The sequence below is a fragment of the Marinobacter lipolyticus SM19 genome (genome assembly GCF_000397065.2).
Classification (GTDB): domain Bacteria; phylum Pseudomonadota; class Gammaproteobacteria; order Pseudomonadales; family Oleiphilaceae; genus Marinobacter; species Marinobacter lipolyticus.
Window position 1 is genome coordinate 508,345 of record NZ_KE007317.1, and the last position, 19,442, is coordinate 527,786.

Annotated in this window: 15 protein-coding genes; all 15 read right to left on the reverse strand. The window is 55.1% G+C overall.

Going from position 1 to position 19,442, the window contains the following annotated elements:
• Positions 1-21: 21 nt before the first annotated feature.
• Positions 22-891, reverse strand: coding sequence for an XrtA system polysaccharide deacetylase (locus tag MARLIPOL_RS08660; protein ID WP_012137680.1), 870 nt, complete (start codon positions 889-891; stop codon positions 22-24).
• Positions 892-931: 40 nt separating this feature from the next.
• A complete protein-coding gene (locus MARLIPOL_RS08665; protein ID WP_012137681.1) occupies positions 932-2,218 on the reverse strand; it encodes an outer membrane beta-barrel protein in 1,287 nt (428 codons plus the stop codon).
• Complete coding sequence (locus MARLIPOL_RS08670; protein WP_012137682.1) at positions 2,211-3,116, reverse strand: P-loop NTPase family protein; 906 nt, start codon at positions 3,114-3,116, stop codon at positions 2,211-2,213. Before MARLIPOL_RS08670 ends, MARLIPOL_RS08665 begins: the two co-directional genes overlap by 8 nt.
• Positions 3,113-4,642, reverse strand: a complete 1,530-nt coding sequence (locus MARLIPOL_RS08675; RefSeq protein WP_036190995.1) for an XrtA system polysaccharide chain length determinant — start codon at positions 4,640-4,642, stop codon at positions 3,113-3,115. Before MARLIPOL_RS08675 ends, MARLIPOL_RS08670 begins: the two co-directional genes overlap by 4 nt.
• Before the next feature lie 35 nt (positions 4,643-4,677).
• Positions 4,678-5,322 (reverse strand): XrtA/PEP-CTERM system exopolysaccharide export protein, encoded by a 645-nt coding sequence (locus MARLIPOL_RS08680; protein ID WP_012137684.1) that lies wholly within the window; start codon positions 5,320-5,322, stop codon positions 4,678-4,680.
• Between the two features lie 62 nt (positions 5,323-5,384).
• A complete protein-coding gene (locus tag MARLIPOL_RS08685; protein WP_012137685.1) occupies positions 5,385-6,797 on the reverse strand; it encodes a TIGR03013 family XrtA/PEP-CTERM system glycosyltransferase in 1,413 nt (470 codons plus the stop codon).
• Between the two features lie 181 nt (positions 6,798-6,978).
• Complete coding sequence (locus MARLIPOL_RS08690) at positions 6,979-8,463, reverse strand: bifunctional 2-methylcitrate dehydratase/aconitate hydratase (protein WP_012137686.1); 1,485 nt, start codon at positions 8,461-8,463, stop codon at positions 6,979-6,981.
• A 79-nt stretch (positions 8,464-8,542) separates the two neighbouring features.
• Positions 8,543-9,721: a 2-methylaconitate cis-trans isomerase PrpF gene (prpF, locus tag MARLIPOL_RS08695; protein ID WP_012137687.1), complete on the reverse strand. Its 1,179-nt coding sequence runs from the start codon at positions 9,719-9,721 to the stop codon at positions 8,543-8,545.
• A 120-nt stretch (positions 9,722-9,841) separates the two neighbouring features.
• Positions 9,842-12,439 (reverse strand): Fe/S-dependent 2-methylisocitrate dehydratase AcnD, encoded by a 2,598-nt coding sequence (gene acnD / locus MARLIPOL_RS08700; RefSeq protein ID WP_012137688.1) that lies wholly within the window; start codon positions 12,437-12,439, stop codon positions 9,842-9,844.
• Positions 12,436-13,566: a bifunctional 2-methylcitrate synthase/citrate synthase gene (gene prpC, locus MARLIPOL_RS08705; protein ID WP_012137689.1), complete on the reverse strand. Its 1,131-nt coding sequence runs from the start codon at positions 13,564-13,566 to the stop codon at positions 12,436-12,438. Before prpC ends, acnD begins: the two co-directional genes overlap by 4 nt.
• A gap of 121 nt (positions 13,567-13,687) precedes the next feature.
• Positions 13,688-14,575, reverse strand: coding sequence for a methylisocitrate lyase (prpB, locus tag MARLIPOL_RS08710; protein ID WP_012137690.1), 888 nt, complete (start codon positions 14,573-14,575; stop codon positions 13,688-13,690).
• Between the two features lie 110 nt (positions 14,576-14,685).
• Complete coding sequence (locus MARLIPOL_RS08715; RefSeq protein WP_012137691.1) at positions 14,686-15,366, reverse strand: GntR family transcriptional regulator; 681 nt, start codon at positions 15,364-15,366, stop codon at positions 14,686-14,688.
• A gap of 114 nt (positions 15,367-15,480) precedes the next feature.
• Positions 15,481-17,067 (reverse strand): glucan biosynthesis protein, encoded by a 1,587-nt coding sequence (locus MARLIPOL_RS08720; RefSeq protein ID WP_145768763.1) that lies wholly within the window; start codon positions 17,065-17,067, stop codon positions 15,481-15,483.
• 13 nt (positions 17,068-17,080) lie between these two features.
• Positions 17,081-19,192: a glucans biosynthesis glucosyltransferase MdoH gene (mdoH, locus tag MARLIPOL_RS08725; RefSeq protein WP_012137693.1), complete on the reverse strand. Its 2,112-nt coding sequence runs from the start codon at positions 19,190-19,192 to the stop codon at positions 17,081-17,083.
• Positions 19,185-19,442, reverse strand: coding sequence for a hypothetical protein (locus tag MARLIPOL_RS08730; protein WP_012137694.1), 258 nt, complete (start codon positions 19,440-19,442; stop codon positions 19,185-19,187). The genes mdoH and MARLIPOL_RS08730 overlap by 8 nt, the downstream gene beginning before the upstream one ends.

The window sequence follows — 19,442 nt, forward strand, 5'->3', positions numbered from 1 at the left end:
CACTATCCTTAAAAACAGCGCTTAAACGGCCACAGCCTTTGGGGATATATGGACGCCTGAAAGGGCATCCGATACAGAACCAAAGCGGAAATCCCCAAGTAACCCCTCTAAACGGCTCATGCACTTATCAAGATTGTTATAGTGCCGGAAACGAGACAAGGCTTTGACTTTCAACCGCGGCTGTTCCGTATCAATTTCCCATGGGTGCAGGTAAAAAATAAACGGCTGCCCTGCCCTGTTGATTCTCCCGAGCCCCCAACGGCTTAACCAATAAGGGTAGAGACGGAAATAGCCGCCACCCGCGATGGGCAACCGGTATTGTCCGATCGGGCAGGTAGATAAAGGGAACTCTGTGAGCGTTCCACCATTAGGGGCCTCAAGCAGGTAAGGTCCGTATGGCGTCCCGGGCATGCCATAGCGATCATGGTGGACAGGGAATATGGAGGAGTCCCATGTGAATCCTTCTTCACACAGAATATCCAGGGCCCACCGGGATCGGGCTGTAATGGAGTAGCTAGCTGCTCGATAACCTGTGACAGATTCCCCGATGATGTCTTCCAGAATCTGTTTTGATTTTCGTGTTTCTTCCCGAAAAACCTCTGGCGATTGGTTATAGATAAGCTGGTGGCTGTAACCATGGCTGGCTATTTCGTGGCCAGCGTCCCTTATCCGTCGAACCAACGCCGGAGAACGCTCTGCAACCCAACCAAGGGTAAAAAAAGTTGCCCTGACGTTACGGTGGTCAAAAAGTGCCAACAAGCGATCGGTGTTGTTGTCGACGCGGTACTCCATGGAAGCCCAATCGTCGCGACTTACCGCTTCCGCCAGTGCCGCAACCTGGAAGTAGTCCTCAACATCAACTGTGAGGGCATTCGTGATCGATGGTTTCATGGCGTTTATCCCTGCCTGTCGAATCCTGAGCTTTCCCGCTCTAGAGGAACTGATAATTCAACCCGATTGAAACCCAGTTTTCCCTGAATTCCCGCACTGGGACTTTACTATCACGCTGATCATGCCCAACCCTGCTCAAAAGACTCAGCTTGCGACTGAGCTGATAATCAAGCCCCGCATTGACGCGAAATAACACATCCGCGGTATCATCATCACTGTACGTCAGGTAGTTATATCCTCCCCCGAGCGTTGCACTGACCTGGGCAGTCACGGGCCGGCGGTAGGTCGCGTTAAACCCAGAACTTTCCTCCTCCGTGCCGAGGTCGATGTAGTCTGATCGGCTGGCAAACGCAGTCAACGCGAAGGTAGAGCCCGCACTGAACTCCTTGGTCGCCCGGAAACGTACCGCTGAGACTTCCACTGCACCGGTTTGCTCCTGGCGGAACACAAACTCCCCAAAACGGATGTCAAAGTCTGAGGTTGCGTCTGTCAGTTCCCGGCTGGCTTCAAGGGACATTTCAGTGGTCGGATTTACCTGACGGATGACTTCCAGATTTCCCACAAATCCGTCGGTGCTGCGGGTAGTGTTATTCAGGGTGGTTTCAATCTCACTGCCCCCCGCAGACCCTTTCAGGCTGGTTGCCGCCCACTCCTTGCCGAATGTCAGACTCAATGTATCCCGATCAATTTCTTCTTCAGTATCAAGTTCCCCTTCATCCCGGGACGCCGTGACACCTCCGTAGAAAGAGGCGCTGAAGAAATGCTTGAACGCGATTGTGCCTATATAACGTTCCCCGTCTCTTTCCTCTGGTTCACTGAACTCTGTATTCTCATACTCAGCAGCGAACGAAATCTGGTCAACAGGGCTAAGCCTCAAGGTCCATACTGGCCCGGTTCGAAAAACGTTCTTTCGGGTTAGGTTATTCGGGTTATTATTACCACGGCTGTCCTGGGCAATATCTCTCATATTATCAGTGACCTGCCACACCAGGCCGTCAACAATGCGGCAGTCACCGGCGAAATCCAGATTGGCATAGATTTCTGGATCGAACGTATCATCCAGCCAATAGCCATAACCAAGCCTTGCGCCCAGGTCCGAATTACATTGTCCGGGGTCCGATGTATGCCGGACACCGAGGTAAACCCGGGATTCAATATCAGATTCCTCGTTGGTGCTGGTTTGACCGGCATTGTCGGTATACCTGGAGTTCACCTCACCGGTAACCCCTGCTGGCGCAGCCTGAAGTGACAAAGGGGTGAGCACCAGGATACTGCTCAACAACCCGCTAAACGGGCAGACAACTCTTGCGCTTTTCCGGTTAACCATTAATGACTGCTCCAACAAACTTTTCGGAATTAAAGGCTGTCGCAGCCTGCTCCACCAAATCCGGTGTAACCCGACCATGGGGTACCACTAACATAGCGTAATCACACAACTCCGCCAGAATACGGGCATCGGGTGACTCGGTGATGGGAGCGGTGTCCAGGATAATAAAACGATCCGGGTAACGTCGTCTTACTGCCTGGAGAAATTGCTTCATTCGAAAAGAGGTAAAAAACTCCGCCGGAATTTCCCGTTGGCTTCCTGCTGGAATAAGGCGAAGTCTGGGAATACCCGTTGGGTAAAGAATCCGTGCGATGTCATAGTCAGAATCATCAAGGAAATCCGTCAGACCGAATTCCGGCTGGATGTCCAGGGTTGTGTTCAGAGAGGGCTCTCTGAGATTACAGTCTATAATCAGTGCCGTTTTGGATTGATCGAACGCAAAAGCAGCGGCAAGATTCAGCGCTACAAACGAGCAACCAGCCCCCGCCGAGGCGCCGGTAACAACCATTGTGAAGTTGTTTCCTCCGGATGTTTCCAGTAATCGGGTGCGCAAATCACGGAACCGGTTTACCATTCGCTGGTTTTTCGATTCGGGATAAATAATGCGACGCTCGTCCATGTCATCACGAGTAAGCCTGCGCGGTTCCTGCATTCGCACAATCTGCTTACTGATGACATAACGGTCAACAGCGCCCGGCCCCAGTTCCAGAGAACTGGGGACCAACATCCTCGAGTCATCCCACTCGGAATACGGGACACCTTCTCCGTTCAACTCATTCTTTTTTTTCAGCCAATAACTCTCATCACCCTGTGTTTCACCGGTGCTCTTATTGGTGGCAGTGGGCGAAGCCTCTGTGCCTTTCGGAGGATCGTCTATTTTATTCTTATGATCGGTCATCCGATGACTCCTATTAATGAAGCAACGACAATAGCGACATAGGCGACTACAGCAACGATTGCGCAGCCGCCCACAAGTATAGTGCCCCTACGGTCACGACGTTGCTCGAACGGGGTACTCACATGCGGAAGTTCGACCAGAACCGGTAAATCGTTGTCGTCTTCTAGTTGGTATCTTGTGCGCACCCTGGGATCAATCTGCAGAAGCCCCGCTGCAAGACCAAACGGTGCGAGCAATCCAAGGAACAAACCCGCCGCTGCAAACGTCGAGAATTTGGGGCCCGACGTTCCCAGCGGGAATTGTGCCTTCTCGTTGATTCTGTAGTTCAGGCCCTGCCCCTCTACATCCAGATGCATGGAAACACGCGCCTTTTCCCGACGCTTCAGCAGGTCATCATAGATCTGCTTGTTCACTTCCATATCGCGGGTGAGATCGGAATACTGGGCCTTGTTCTCCTGGATTCTCTCCATTCGCCTGGACTGCTCGGCAAGCAACTGCTCAAACGAGCGTATCCGGGTATTAATGGTCTGGATGTTTGCCCTGGTTCTCGAAAGTTCGGACTGGATTTCCTGATAGACCGGATTGGATACTACCTCTCCGGTTGCCGGAAGTGCCTCACTATCCTGACTGGCCAATGCCCTGGCACGCTGGCTGCGTAATTCCCTCAATTGCTCCCTGAGAATGACAATATCCGGATAACTGTCGTGATACTGCAGGCGAAGGTTGTCCAGTTTTTCCTCAAGGGAATTGATCCTGGATTGATAAGCATCCACGGTCCGCCCTTCGCGAACGGTAGGGTTCACACGGTTTAGCTCATTTAACAGCGACCGTGCCCGGGTTTGCAGCTCCGCACGCTCCAGTTCCGCTAGTTCAAGCTGGTTTCTCAGGTTGGCCATCCGGTTGTTAGCTTCGCTCTCAGTCCCATCTACGTTTTCCGACAAGAACTGCTTGAGCTGCTCTTCAACCTCCGCCAACTGGTTTTCATAGCTCTTGACCTGCTTATTGATAAACTCATAGGCGTTACGGCTTTCTGCACGCTTGCGCTCGCTGGTTTCTTCAATAAACAACTGCCCCATTCGTTGGGCAATCTGGAAGGCCTTCATCGGGGACTCAGACTCGTAGGTAATGGCAAAGTAGCTATCTCCTCGGGGGCGCACGGAGAGATTACTACGCAATGCACCAATTCGTTCTTCAAGTTGTGAACGCTCCAGGTCTGCAGCCCCATCACCGAAAATGGACTTATCGAGCGCCACCTGTTCCATCACACTTCGGCTCCAGAGCAACTCCTTCGCCGCAGACGCGCGATCATTGATTTCAGTAGCTACCGCACTACCTTCCATCAGGGGGCGAATAATATTTCGGTCATCAATAAAGATGATGGTTTCTGACTGGTATTTGTAGGGCCAGAGAAAACCCGCTGCCAGCACACCAAAACTGACCACGATAAAAAGCAGGAGAGCGAGCCATTTTCTCGCCCGCACTTCCCTCAGGATCTCAACGGGTACCTGTGATAGAGGTAAAGCCATAGCGACAAACTCACAATAGATCTAGCAACTGGAACTCAAAAACTCCGCTCTGGAACACTGAGAATATCCCCGGGGCGTATCGCATAATTGGTTTCGACATCGCCATTGTTGAGAATATCCTCAAGCCGAATGGGGATTGCGACCACCTCACCGTTCATCTTTCGGTACAGCATGGATTTGTTCAGTGCCGCAAACGGGGTAGCGCCACCCGCTCCAAGAACAACGTCAAGCACCGTCATACCTGCGCGATGGGGAACAGAGGAAGGTTGCTGCACGGCCCCGGTCACCCGCACGCGATCGCTGTATTCATGACTGCCCATAGACGTCACAACGATGCTGACTTGTGGTTCCCGGATATACTGTGCGAGGCTTCTCTCGATTACCTCAGCAAGATTAGCCGGTGTCCGGCCAGCAGCCCGGACGTCGCCAACAAGAGGCACGGAAATCATGCCGTCAGGTCGGACTGGAACGGAAATGCTCAGATCCTCGTTTCTCCAGACTGAAACCTGCACCACGTCAGTCGGTCCGAGTACATACTCGTCTACGCCGGTAGAGGTATTAAGGCGCAAGGCGCGCTGGATCTTCTCCGGGGAGGAGGGAGATGGGCCGGCACAACCAGCAGCTAGCGCTACTGCAGCCAGGAGCAGGGCAAACCCTGCAAGGGAGTACTTCCGTGACATTTTGAATCCTCTCTACAAGTCCTTGCTTCATTCCATGTTTCGGGAACAGCACAACCCCGAAACTACCTTGACCCTTTTTTGAACAATACCACTTCCACTGTTTGAATTATAATCAACAAATCCAGCAACAAACTCTGGTTCTTAATATAGTAAAGATCGTAACGAAGTTTCTCTCTGGTATCTTCTTCGTTGTCTGCATAGGCAAAGCATAGCTGAGCCCAGCCAGTCAGGCCTGGTTTTACTCGGTGTCTTTCACTATAAAAGGGGATTTTTTCCGACAACTGTTCGACAAATACCGGGCGCTCCGGCCGCGGGCCAACAAATGCCATCGAACCGGTTAGCACATTGAAAATCTGTGGTAACTCATCAATACGCAGCTTTCGAATAAACTCCCCTACTCTCGTGACCCGGGAATCATTCTGACTGGCCCAGACAGCCCCGTTCTTTTCCGCGTCGGTGACCATGGAGCGGAATTTGTAAACTCTGAAGATGCGTCCGTTTAATCCCACGCGCTCCTGGCTATACAAAACTGGTGCCTTGAGTCCATCTTCGATCTTGATGGCAATAACGGTAAGAATCATTAATGGAAGACCCACCAATAACAGGGTGGTTGCCGCGAGAAAGTCCAGTGAACGTTTGCCGACCCCAAATACTGACGACACTTTGAACCCGTCAGAAAACACCAGCCAGCCCCGGGTCACCATTTCCAATGCGACCTTCCTGGATTCCCGCTCATAAAAGGTTGCACCGTCCACGATCCGCACCCCGTACATCTTGCACTCCAGGAGATCCTCCATTGGCAAGCCTTTCCTGCGGTCGTCTACGGCAACTACAATTTCGCTCACCGGATATTTACGGATGTGTTGCAAAAGAGTGCCCGGCAATCGCATCAGGTGTTCCTCACCAATTTCAACCGCTTCATCCGGTAGCGGGACAAAACCTGTAAAAACGAACCCCTGACGGTTCAGCGGTGTTTTCAGATCCATGAGCAATTGCCGTGCCCTGTACCCTGCTCCCAGAACCAGAACTTTCCGTTTGAACGCGTCCTTTCCCGCAACAGCAAAAAAGATCAGGCGAAAGATGCCCAGGAGAAACAATCCAAAGACAGAGGCAGATGTAAGTATGTCGGAGAAGCCCAGATACCAAAGCCATTCATTTCCGAAAATGTAGAACAACCCGGAAGCCGGCACACCGATAATCAGCGAGAAGATTGTCCGTAACATCATGCCGGACATGCCTTCCTCAAGGCGTGACTGGTGAACACCCAGTGCGACCATTACGATGAGATTGACGATGCCAAATGCGAACGCAGACGGTAACAGGAACTCAATATTGTCAAGGAAGAGAGAGAGTTCGCCAAAATAGCGGAAAAAGACAGCGATCAGAAAACTTACGGCAAGAACGACCAGGTCAATAAGGCCCAGTATAACGAAAGGAACGTGAATATAGTGCCTGAACAATCTGACGTGGGCCACGCCAACTCCTTTTGCTGCTCTTAATAAAAGCGTCTACGCATCCAATGCTGCAGAACTTACAGAAGCAAAGTTTACTGCATTCTGATGATACTGCAATGGTCCACTGGAACAGCTGCGTAACCTTGTCATAAAACCGTTATAACACCGTGTTCACTCACAGGGTCTACATCTCAAGATAGTGTCAGATCACGAAAAGCTGTACGAATTCGTGGGCTGACATGTTCTCAAGGGCCTTTTGCTCTTTGCATAAGTCAAAGATCTGACGGCAGCGTTCAGCAGGAAACCGGGTCGCCAGATTGCTTCGGAACTTCTCTTCCAGCAACGGGATCCCCTCTTTCCTGCGGCGCCGATGGCCAATGGGATACTCTACCGCCACCTTGTCGGTACTGCTTCCGTCCTTGAAGAATACCTGGATGGCGTTGGCAATGGAGCGTTTCTCCGGCTCCAGGTACTCACGGGTATATCGCTCATCTTCCACGATATCCATTCTGGATCGGATCTTGTCGATGATGGGATTAGCCTCGTGGAAGTCATCTTCGTAGTGCTCGGCCATCAGGCTACCGAAGATCAGGGGGACTGCCGCCATATACTGCAGACAATGATCCCGATCCGCAGCGTTGGCTAGCTTGCCTTCCTTGGAGATGATGCGAATGGCGGACTCATGGGTGGTGATGACAATCCGGTCGATGTCATCGAGCCGGTCTCTCACTTGTGGGTGCAGGGTAACGGCTGCCTCGGCAGCGGTCTGGGCATGAAACTCCGCCGGGAAGGAAATCTTGAACAGAATATTTTCCATCACATAGGAGCCAAAATCCTGCGGCAGGGAAAACCGCTGCTTGTCCTTCGGCTTCAGTTTCTGGTCTTTGTTGGCCTTGCTGAACAGCACATCGTAGAAGCCCCACTGGGGCGCCGTCAGCACCCCCGGGATGCCCATCTCGCCACGCATGGCGATATCCGCCAGACGCACCGCCCTGGAAGTTGCGTCGCCTGCCGCCCAGGATTTTCGGGAGCCGGCATTGGGCGCATGGCGATAGGTTCTGAGGGACTGGCCGTCCACCCAGGCATGGGACAACGCGGATAACAGTTGCTCCCGACTAGCGCCCATGAGCTTGGCGGTGACCGCTGTCGATGCCACTTTGACCAGGACCACATGGTCCAGCCCCACGCGATTAAAGGAGTTCTCCAGCGCCAGCACGCCCTGGATTTCATGGGCCATGATCATGGCTTCCAGTACGGTTCGCATGGTGAGGGCGTCCTTGCCCCCGGCCACCCGCTTCTGGGAGACATGATCCGCGACCGCCAGAATGCCGCCGAGGTTATCCGATGGATGCCCCCACTCCGCCGCCAGCCAGGTATCGTTGTAATCCAGCCAGCGCACAATGCAGCCAATATCCCAAGCAGCCTTCACCGGATCCATCCGGAAGGACGTGCCAGGCACCCTGGCACCGTGGGGAACAACAGTCCCCTCAACAATTGGTCCCAAATGCTTGGTGCATTCCGGGAAGCGCAATGCCAGCAACCCACACCCCAGGGTGTCCATCAGGCAGTTGCGGGCGGTGTTCCAGGCTTCTGCACTGTCGACTTTGTAGGTCAGGACGTAGTCCGCAATTTTCTGCAGGACGTCGTCGTAATCGGGTCGAACATTCTGGTCTACATTACTGCTCATTGGCGCTTTCCTTTTCCAAACGGATGAGGGATGGCCATGAATAACGGCTGACTTACCCGGTAAGGGTAAGTCTAGGTCATTACTGAGCGGTTTGCGGCACCCGAACCCAACCTTCCATGAGGATCCGCGCACTGCGGCTCATGATGGCTTTGGTCGCGGTCCACTGACCGTCCACTTGCCTGGCCTCGGCGCCGACCCGAAGGGTGCCAGACGGGTGTCCAAAGGTCACATGGGTACGGTCGCCCCCGCCGGCAGCCAGGTTCACCAGGGTTCCCGGAACGGCGGATGCCGTGGCAATCGCCACCGCGGCAGTGCCCATCATGGCGTGGTGAAGTTTGCCCATGGACAAAGCCCGCACCAACACGTCCACATCCCCTGCCCCAATGTTCTTGCCGCTGGAGGACACGTAATCCACCGGCTTGGCGACAAACGCAACCTTTGGAGTGTGTTGACGGTTGGCGGCTTCCTCAATGTTTTGGATCAGCCCCATTTTCACCGCACCATGAGCACGAATGGTTTCAAACATGGCCAGGGCTTCAGGATCGCTGTTGATGTCGTCCTGCAGCTCGGCGCCCTTGTACCCGATGTCTTCCGCATTGACGAAGATGGTCGGGATACCGGCATTGATCATGGTGGCTTTCAGGGTGCCCACACCGGGCACGTCCAGATCGTCCACCAGATTACCGGTGGGAAACATCGAACCCTCGCCATCGGCCGGGTCCATGAATTCCACCTGAACTTCGGCGGCCGGGAATGTCACCCCGTCCAGCTCGAAATCGCCGGTTTCCTGGACGTCACCGTTGGTGATCGGCACGTGAGCCACAATGGTTTTGCGGATGTTGGCCTGCCAGATGCGCACCGTACAGATGCCATCTTCAGGGATACGGTCTTTTGCAACGAAACCACTGTTGATGGCAAAAGCCCCAACGGCAGCGGTCAAGTTGCCGCAGTTGCCGCTCCAGTCAACGAACGGTTTGTCGATGGAGACCTGGCCGAACAGGTAGTCCACATCGTGATCCGGCTGCGTGGGTTCGGCCAGGATCACGGTTTTGCTGGTGCTGGACGTCGCGCCGCCCATGCCGTCAATCTGCTTCTGGTAGGGGTCGGGGCTACCGATTACCCGAAGCAGGAGTTTGTCCCGGGCTTCGCCGGGAACCTGACAGGCGTCCGGAAGGTCCTGCAGGCGGAAGAACACGCCTTTGCTGGTGCCACCGCGCATGTAGGTGGCGGGGATTCTGATTTGGGGGTTGGTAGGCATAGGGTACCTTTTACCTTTCTTGTCGGATTACGCTTCGCTAATCCGACCTACATTGGCTCGGCGATAACTTGGACGTAGGTCGGATTAGGCCCGAAGGGCCGTAATCCGACATTCCCTGGATTACGCAGCCCCTTCGGACTCCAGGAAATCCTGGGCAAAGCGCTGCAATACGCCACCGGCACTGTAGATTGATACTTCCTCAGCGGTATCCAGGCGGCAGATCACTGGAACCCGCTCGGAGTCGCCGTTCTTCCGGTGGATAATCAGTGTCAGTACCGCGCGGGGCTCCGGTGTGCCTTCCACATCGAAGGTTTCGGTGCCGTCAATACCCAGGGTCTTGCGGGTAGTGCCTTCCTCAAACTGCAAAGGCATCACGCCCATTCCAACCAGGTTGGTACGGTGGATACGTTCAAAACCTTCGGCGACGATGGCTTCAACACCGGCCAGCGCCACACCTTTGGCGGCCCAGTCACGGGAAGAACCCTGGCCGTAGTCAGCCCCGGCAATGATGATGAGTGGCTGTTTGCGCTCCATGTAGGTTTCGATAGCCTCCCACATGCGGGTGACCTTGCCTTCCGGCTCGATCCGCGCCAGGGAGCCCTGCTTCACGTCGCCGTTCTCGTCCCGCACCATTTCGTTGAAGAGTTTCGGGTTGGCAAACGTTGCGCGTTGCGCGGTCAAGTGATCACCCCGATGAGTCGCGTAGGAGTTAAAGTCTTCCTCCGGCACACCCATCTTGTGGAGATATTCCCCGGCGGCGCTGTCCATCAGAATGGCATTGGACGGTGACAGGTGATCCGTGGTGATGTTGTCCGGCAGCACCGCCAGTGGACGCATACCCTTCAGGGTTTTCTCACCTACCATGCCGCCTTCCCAGTATGGGGGACGACGGATATACGTACTTTGCGGGCGCCAGTCGTAGTTCGGGTTGGAGTTGGCCTGTGCATCCCGGGTAATATCAAACATCGGAATGTAGGTGCTGCGGAACTGCTCCGGCTTCACGCTGGATTTCACAATGGCATCGATTTCCGCATCGTCCGGCCAGATGTCCTTCAAAGTGACGGGGTTGCCGTCCTTGTCATAGCCCAGCGCATCCTTCTCAATGTCGAAACGAATGGTTCCGGCAATCGCATAGGCCACGACCAGCGGCGGAGACGCCAGGAATGCCTGCTTGGCGTAGGGGTGAATACGGCCATCGAAGTTCCGGTTACCGGACAATACCGCCGTGGAGTACAGGTCACGGTCGATGATCTCCTGCTGGATTTTCGGATCCAGGGCACCGCTCATGCCGTTACAAGTGGTACAGGCAAAGGCCACCACACCGAACCCGAGCTTTTCCAGCTCCGGCATCAACTCGGCTTCTTCCAGGTACATTTTTACCGTCTTGGACCCCGGAGCCAGCGAGGTTTTAACCCACGGCTTGCGGGTCAACCCCAGCTTGTTGGCGTTGCGGGCGATCAGGCCGGCAGCCACCATGTTGCGGGGGTTACTGGTATTGGTGCAGCTGGTGATGGCGGCGATGATACATGCGCCGTCCGGCATCTTGCCTTCTTCTTCGTCCCACTTTCCGGCAATGCCTCGTTTGGTCAGCTCGGAGGTCGGCAGGTGCGCATGAGGGTTGGAAGGACCAGCCAGCGTGCGGGTCACAGTAGACAGGTCGAACTTCAGCACACGCTCGTATTCGGCGTTTTTCATGCTGTCTGCCCACAGACCTGTCTCCCTGGCGAACTTCTCAACCAGTGCGACCTGATCGTCTTCACGACCGGTCAGCTTGAGGTAATCAATGGTCTGGCCATCGATGTAGAACATGGCAGCGGTAGCGCCGTATTCCGGTGTCATATTGGAAATGGTGGCACGGTCACCCACGGTCAGGCTGTCAGCACCTTCGCCGTAGAATTCAAGGTACGCACCCACGACCCGCTCCTTACGCAGGAACTCAGTGATCGCCAGAACCATATCGGTACCGGTAATGCCCGGCTGCAGTTTGCCTGTAAGCTCCACGCCGACGATATCCGGAAGGCGCATCATGGAAGCGCGTCCAAGCATAACGCTCTCGGCTTCCAGACCACCCACGCCTACGGAAATAACACCCAGCGCATCCACCATCGGGGTATGGCTGTCAGTGCCTACGCACGTGTCCGGGTAGGCAACACCCTCGCGATTCTGAACCACCGGAGACATCTTCTCCAGGTTGATCTGGTGCATGATGCCGTTGCCCGGAGGAATCACGTCCACGTTCTTGAACGCGGTCTTGGTCCAGTTGATGAAATGGAAACGGTCATCGTTGCGGCGATCTTCGATCGCACGGTTCTTCTCGAACGCATCGGGGTCAAACCCCGGAGCTTCCACGGCCAGGGAATGATCCACGATCAGCTGGGTAGGAACGACCGGGTTAACCTTGGCCGGGTCCCCACCCTTCTCCTTGATGGCATCACGCAGCCCGGCCAGATCCACCAGCGCAGTCTGGCCGAGGATGTCGTGGCAGACCACGCGGGCCGGATACCAGGGAAAGTCCAGGTCGCGCTTGCGCTCGATCAACTGCTTCAGGGAATCCGTCAGCATCTCCGGATCGCAGCGGCGAACCAGCTGCTCCGCCAGAATTTTGGACGTGTACGGGAGTTTGTCGTACGCGCCAGCCTGAATGTCTTCCACGGCCTGACGGGTATCGAAATAATCCAGGTCGGTGCCCGGAAGTGATTTGCGGTATTCAGTATTCATTTGCGCTCCTCAATTGGCACCCACTTGGCGTCCGCAGGACCAGTGTAATCGGCGCTCGGGCGGATAATCCGATTGTTCTCGCGCTGCTCTTTAACGTGGGCCGTCCAGCCGGACACCCGCGACATTACGAAGATCGGCGTGAACAGCTCGGTCGGAATGCCCATGAAGTGATACGCGGAAGCATGGAAGAAATCAGCGTTACAGAAGAGCTTCTTCTCGCGCCACATAACGGCCTCACAACGCTCGGAAACCGGGTACAGCACAGTGTCACCTACTTCTTCCGCCAGCTTCTTCGACCACTGCTTGATGATGGCGTTGCGTGGGTCAGATTCCTTATAGATCGCATGACCAAAGCCCATGATCTTTTCCTTGCGCTCCAGCATGCCCATCAGGCCTGATTCAGCGTCATCCGGGGTCTGGAATTTCTGGATAAGCTCCATCGCAGCTTCGTTGGCACCACCATGCAGAGGGCCCCGAAGCGAACCAATGGCACCCGTCACGCAGCTGTGAATATCTGACAGCGTGGAAGCGCACACTCGGGCGGTAAAGGTAGACGCGTTGAATTCGTGCTCCGCATAGAGAATCAGGGAGACGTTCATCACTTTCTCATGAAGTTCACTGGGCTTCTTACCGTGCAACAATTCAAGGAAGTGACCACCGATGGAGTCCACATCGCTGTCGGTTTCGATGCGCACGCCCTCGTGAGCAAAGCGATACCAGTAAGTGATGATAGACGGGAATACCGCCAGCATGCGATCGATCTTGTCGTCCTGCTCGCTGAAGTCCTGTTCAGTTTCCAGATTACCCAGCATAGAACAGCCAGTACGCATCACGTCCATCGGGTGCGCATCCTTCGGAATCTGCTCAAGCACGGTTTTCAGCGCAGCCGGCAGACCACGAAGGCTCTGAAGCTTTTGCTTGTACGCATCCAGTTCCTGCTGGTTAGGCAGCTTGCCGCGCAGCAACAGGTAAGCGATTTCCTCGAACTGGGCCTTTTCCGCCAGATCGGCGATATCGTAACCACGGTAGGTCAGACCAGCGCCGCTTTTACCTACGGTGCACAGTGCGGTTTCACCAGCCACCTGGCCACGAAGGCCCGCGCCACTCAGTTGTTTTGCTTCAGCCATTGTTGTTCTCCCTCATCTTGTTTGGGTTGTCGGATTACGGCTTCGCCTAATCCGACCTACATTTTGATTCTCGGAGTACCCGTAGGTTGGATTAGGCGAAGCCGTAATCCAACAAACGTCATTAACCTTTCTGCTGCTGGAACAATTGATCCAGCTTCTGCTCGAAATCGTGGTAGTTCAGGAAGTCATACAGCTCCATGCGAGTCTGCATCAGGTCGACCACATCTTTCTGATCGCCTTTTTCCAGAATGTTCTCATACACCATCAGTGCCGCCTTGTTCATGGCACGGAAGGCACTCAACGGGTACAGCACCATATCGGCACCGGCTTCGGCGAGTTCCTTGCGGTTGTATAACGGTGTGGCACCAAATTCGGTAATGTTGGCCAGGATTGGCACATCGAGGGCTTCAGAGAACGCCTTGTAGTGCTCAAGCTCGGTCACCGCTTCGGCAAAGATGCCATCAGCGCCGGCTTCGATGCAGGCTTTGGCACGCTCAATGGCGGCTTCCAGGCCTTCTTTCTGGAACGCATCGGTACGGGCCATGATGAAAAAGTCGTCGTCTTCACGGGCATCCACGGCGGCCTTGATCCGGTCAACCATCTCTTCCTGGGAAACGATTTCCTTGTTCGGACGGTGACCACAACGCTTTTGGGCAACCTGGTCTTCAATGTGGACCGCCGCTGCGCCGGCACGTTCCATTTCACGAATGGTGCGGCCGATGTTAAAGGCGCCGCCCCAGCCGGTATCGATATCTACCAGCAGTGGCACGTCAGTCGCGGCGGTGATGCGGCGGACATCTTCAACGACATCGTTCATGGAGGTCATGCCGAGATCCGGCAGGCCGTATGAGGCGTTTGCCACGCCACCGCCAGACAGGTAGATCGCCTGGTGCCCTACCCGTTCGGCCATCATCGCGGAGTAGGCATTAATGGTTCCCACGATCTGCAGGGGGTTATTTTCCTTCAGGGCCTTGCGGAAGCGAGCGCCGGGGCTGAGTTTATTGGACATGGTGTTGACCTCTTCTCTGGTGGATTCTTTTTATCGGATTGGGGCTTTACCTGATCCGACCTGCGATTCTTGCTTTGTCGGATTACGCTTCGCTAATCCGACCTACATTGTTAGATGGTTAAACCGCCTTCCTGGATCTTGCGTTCTATGTTCTGGCGGGCGGCGTTGATGTGGCGTTTCATAAGGAATTCCGCCAACTCACCGTCCCGCTGGGCGATGGCTTCGACTATGCGGCGGTGTTCGCCCAGGGCCATATGTGGCCGGCCGGAAGCGGTACTCAGTCGATAACGGTACATCCGGACCATGTAGTAAAGATCACCCAACAGCATTTGCGCGAGCTTTGTATTGCGGCTGCCTGTGGCGATCCGGTGGTGAAAATCGTAATCCCCTTCCGCCTGATAGTAGGCCTGTCCCTGAGCTTGCTCAATCATGGTTTCGTGGCTATCCAGGGTGGCATAGAGATCTGCAATTTCTGTGTCCGTCATGCGCTCCGCTGCCTGGCGGGCCGCCAGGCCTTCCATGACTTCGCGGATACGATAAAGCTCCATCAGCTCCTCTGTGCTGACGGACACCACCTTCACCCCGGCATGGGGGCGACGCACGAGAAGACCACGGGATTCAAGACGCCCCAGTGCTTCACGCAGAGGGCCACGGGTGAGGTTAAAGCGGGCACACAACTCGACTTCGCCGATCTTTTCGCCCGGGGAGAGATCGCCCTTAACGATAGCCGTTTGCAGACAATCGAAAGCTTCGTCGGCGCGGGTGTAGGACTGAGAGATGACTTCCGGCATACATTGTCAACAATAGTGACTGGAATTACCGGAAATCTACGCCTTCACAACCTTATTGTCAACAATCCGCGAACTCAGGGTATCTTTATTGTTGACACAACATGCCCGGCCCTGTCAGTAGAGCACTCGCTCTTCCTTGGGGGGTGGCGTGTATTGATACAGCCAGGTTTCAGTCAACACCTGATCTTCTAGTTTGAGCTGTAAACGCAGGTCGATGGGCTCCAGGGATTCATCTGGCACCAGGTCAAACATTGCACGGTAACCATTAATAGAAGCGAGTGGGCGCGCGGACGTAATTTCGATCTCTCCCCGGCTTGCCGTGATGACCGGCGTTACCTGAGCGTCCTCCGCCAGCATGGATAGCGGACCTCCCGCAAAATCGATCGCAAACCGCCAGGAGAAATACGTTCTCTCCTGCCCTACCACGCCGCCCAGGCCAGTCCTGGTCGCACGAACGGTTGCCAGACCCACGGGCTCCATCGGGGATTCGCCCGCCCAGGAAAGTGTGTAGGCGTACAGATATTCCTGTCCCGGCTCCAGCGGCCGCTCCGGATTCCAGAAGGCCACGATATTGTCAAACGTTTCATCCCTGGTGGGAATCTCCACCAGCATGACGCTTCCCTTGCCCCAGCCGTCGCGAGGTCTTACCCATGCACTAGGGCGCTTGTTATAAAACACCCCGTCATCCTGGTAGTTTGCGAATTGCCGGTCTCGCTGAAGCAAGCCAAATCCCCGGGGATTATTGTCAACAAAACTGTTTGTCCGCACTGAACGCGGATTGACCAGCGGGCGCCAAAGCCATTCTCCCTTTCCGTTGTGAATCGAAAGTCCGTCCGAGTCGTGAATTTCCGGACGCCAGTCGTAGGCCATGCGTCGATCGTTTTCTCCGGTCTGATACATGCTTGTGAGAGGCGCAATTCCCACGCGCTCCATCGGTTTACGCGGGTATAAGGCCGCATCTACCCTCATTTCCATGCTACGGCCAGGTGTTAACGTAAAAGCGTAGGCGCCAGTAGTGCTGGGCGAATCCAGCAATGCGTAGACCACGAGATGGTCGCTCCCCGACGGTGGCTTTTCCAACCAGAACGCGGTGAATTGCGGGAACTCCTCTTCCCCAGCCAATGCGGTATCAATAGCGAGCCCCCTGGCAGAAAGCCCGTACTGCATCTCTGATCCGACAGCCCTGAAGTAGCTGGCTCCCAGGAAAGCCGCCAGGTCACGTTCGTAATCAGTGTGGAAATGAACCCGGAACCCGGCATAGCCCAGATCCTCTGGCAGCGAGTTCAACGGCTGATTACCATCGTATTCGAAAAATTCCGGTTTGTAGGGCAGCTCCCGGGCCTCACCGTCTTCTACTTCGTAGATCCGAACCGGTGATTTGAAGTACAGGCCAAGATGAAAAAGCTGGACCTGAAAGGCGTTGTCATCGTTCCGCCAAAGGGCTTTATTCGGGCGAAAACGAATGGCCTGGTAATCATCCCAGGACAAGCCCTTCAAGGATGCGGGAAGGTTCCCTTCCCTCGACTTCCAGGGTTCTCCGGCCAACGCCCGGGCATGCCCCTTTAGCCATCCGTAACTGAATGGTTTCGGCCTGCCAACAGTGCCGGCCACTCCCGAAGGTGCATACAACAATGCCGACAAAGGTAGCGATTGGGCTCCAGCCAGGCTGACTAAAGCCTTGACCAATGTACGTCTATCCATGTCCTGCTCCATTCTACCGTTTCAGATCCGCCCTGCTCAGGCCGCTTATACGCTGCCCCCAGAAACTGTCCGGCGGCGAACGCCAGGCCATCCGATGCAGCTCCTCGAGGGAAGCGCGATCACTAAACAGTTGGCTGAGCTCACTCCGAGACAGGGAATCCGGGCCTTCATTGCCAAGCCGCGAGACTAAAGGGGCCAGTAATCCGGCCCTGATGGGCTGGCGATGGGATCTTGCGAGGGTATGATGAAGACGGTTAAGCCGTGGTCGTACCACGGCCGCTTCCACGGCAGTCAGCACTGAGCTCTCATCGTTCAAGGCCCGTGCTTTCCTCGCGTCTTCCAATACGTCAACAGGCGCGATCTCTTCGGGGATCACCAGCAACCCGCTTGATCTGAAGGCCTGCCCCAAACCAATACGACTGAGAGCCACGGACGTCGGAGCCGCCAAAACCAGCGGTACCGCCACAGGTAAAGACCAAAGAAAAAACATCGGGTCCAGACTCCAGGCAAAAGCGGACCAGCCAGCCCCAACCAGCATCCCCGGAAACTGGATCATAAATGCCTCCCGCCATGTAGTCTCTTCAGTACGATTCTGCCCCGCCCAGGACAGGGACAGGTTTAGAAGAGCGCCCAGCACATAACGGCTGTGGGCCATCATTCTTACAGGAGCCAGCAAGACTGAAACCAGAATCTCCACCAGGACACTCAGAAGTAGCCGCCAGAGTCCCCCGAAATTCTTTGCAAGCCCGTGAATACCTGCGTCGAGAACGGCCAGAAATTTTGGCAGGAACAACAGCGACAGCGTGCTTAGAGCAAGGCCCAAAGCCCATTCCGGACGCCATTCCGGCCACAATGGAAACAGCCCCTGATGCCCTTCGGGAAAGTAATTGATGCTGGCAACCGTCATCTGCACTGCTTCCAGGGTGGTCAGTATCAGAAAGGCCAACCAGAGGGGTGACGCCAGGTAGGCCATGATGCCGTTGAGAAGCGCCAGCCGGTGTGCCAGGCGCAGCCTGCGCCCGAATAACAGTATCCAGAGGTGCTGCAGGTTCCCCTTGGACCAACGCTTGTCCCTGGCAAGCTCATCGGAAATCGACGGTGGTGATTCTTCGAAACTGTGTCCCAGCCCGGGTTCGAGCCATACTTCATAACCCGCCCGGCCCATGTAGGCAGCCTCCACAAAATCGTGGCTCATGATGGCACCACGGAAGAGACCAAACCCACGGAGCCTACGGAGCCCACAATGTTCCATGAAAGGCTGCACACGCAGGATTGCATTGTGGCCCCAGAAGGCCGCATCCCCCAGCTGTATTGCGGCCAGACCAGTGGCGAACAGATTGGAATAAAGGCGATTGGCGAATTGCTGGACACGGGCGAACAGGGACTCACCGTTAATGATGGTGGGAGCTGTTTGCAAGATGCCGACGTTGGGCTCGCGCTCCATCAACTGCACCATTTTCACAATGGTGCCCGCACTCAACAGACTATCTGCATCCAGCACCACCATGTAGCGATAACGCCTGCCCCATCTCCGGAGAAAGTCAGCAATATTGCCACTCTTGAAGTTGAGGTTGACCCGCCGACGACGATAAAACAGCCGTCCCTCTGCCCCCAGCTCCTGGCAAAGCCGGTACCACTGACTCTGCTCCTCGAGCCAGACATTGGGGTCCCGGCTATCTGAAAGAACGTGGAACTCGAATTGATCAAGGTGGCCCGTCCGCTCAATATCCCGGTATACCGCTTTCAGGCCACTGAGCGTCCATTGCACAGGTTCATGGTAAATCGGCATAACAATGGCCGTCTTTGCCAAGGTGGTATTTTCAAGCGCCTTTCCCCGGTGGCGACGAAGAAGGCTTTGACGGTCCCCCCCGACCAACCTGAGCACAAAACCGTATACCGCCGTCCAGAAGCCGATGGCTATCCACATATAAAGGAAAATGAACAATACCAGCAGACCTATTTCGACCAGCGTTCCCCCGTGGTACGGCAAAATCCAGAGCAGAAAATAACTGGCAATAACGGTTTGCCCAACGACAAAAAGAGTCAGGAAGAATCGCCGAACGGTGGCTACACGCTTCCAGGTCGTTGAATGCGTCGGAATACGACTGTTCGCGGCCTCAGTCATGGGGATAATATCCAATGTGGCCACGTTCAAGCGGCGGCCCCGCAAGTGGAACATTCATCTCAGGCAGACTGAAATACTCTGGAACCCGGTCAACACAACGTGCTGTCAGGTCCGGGCCGTCGCCCTCTGTCAGCGCGTCATCAACCAGTCGCAATGCCGTCCTACAGGTTTCGGAGTCCAGGTCTACTCCACTGTCACATAGGAAAGTCAGCACTCTTTCCAGCGCCAGTTGACATACAGTTTCTGGCAT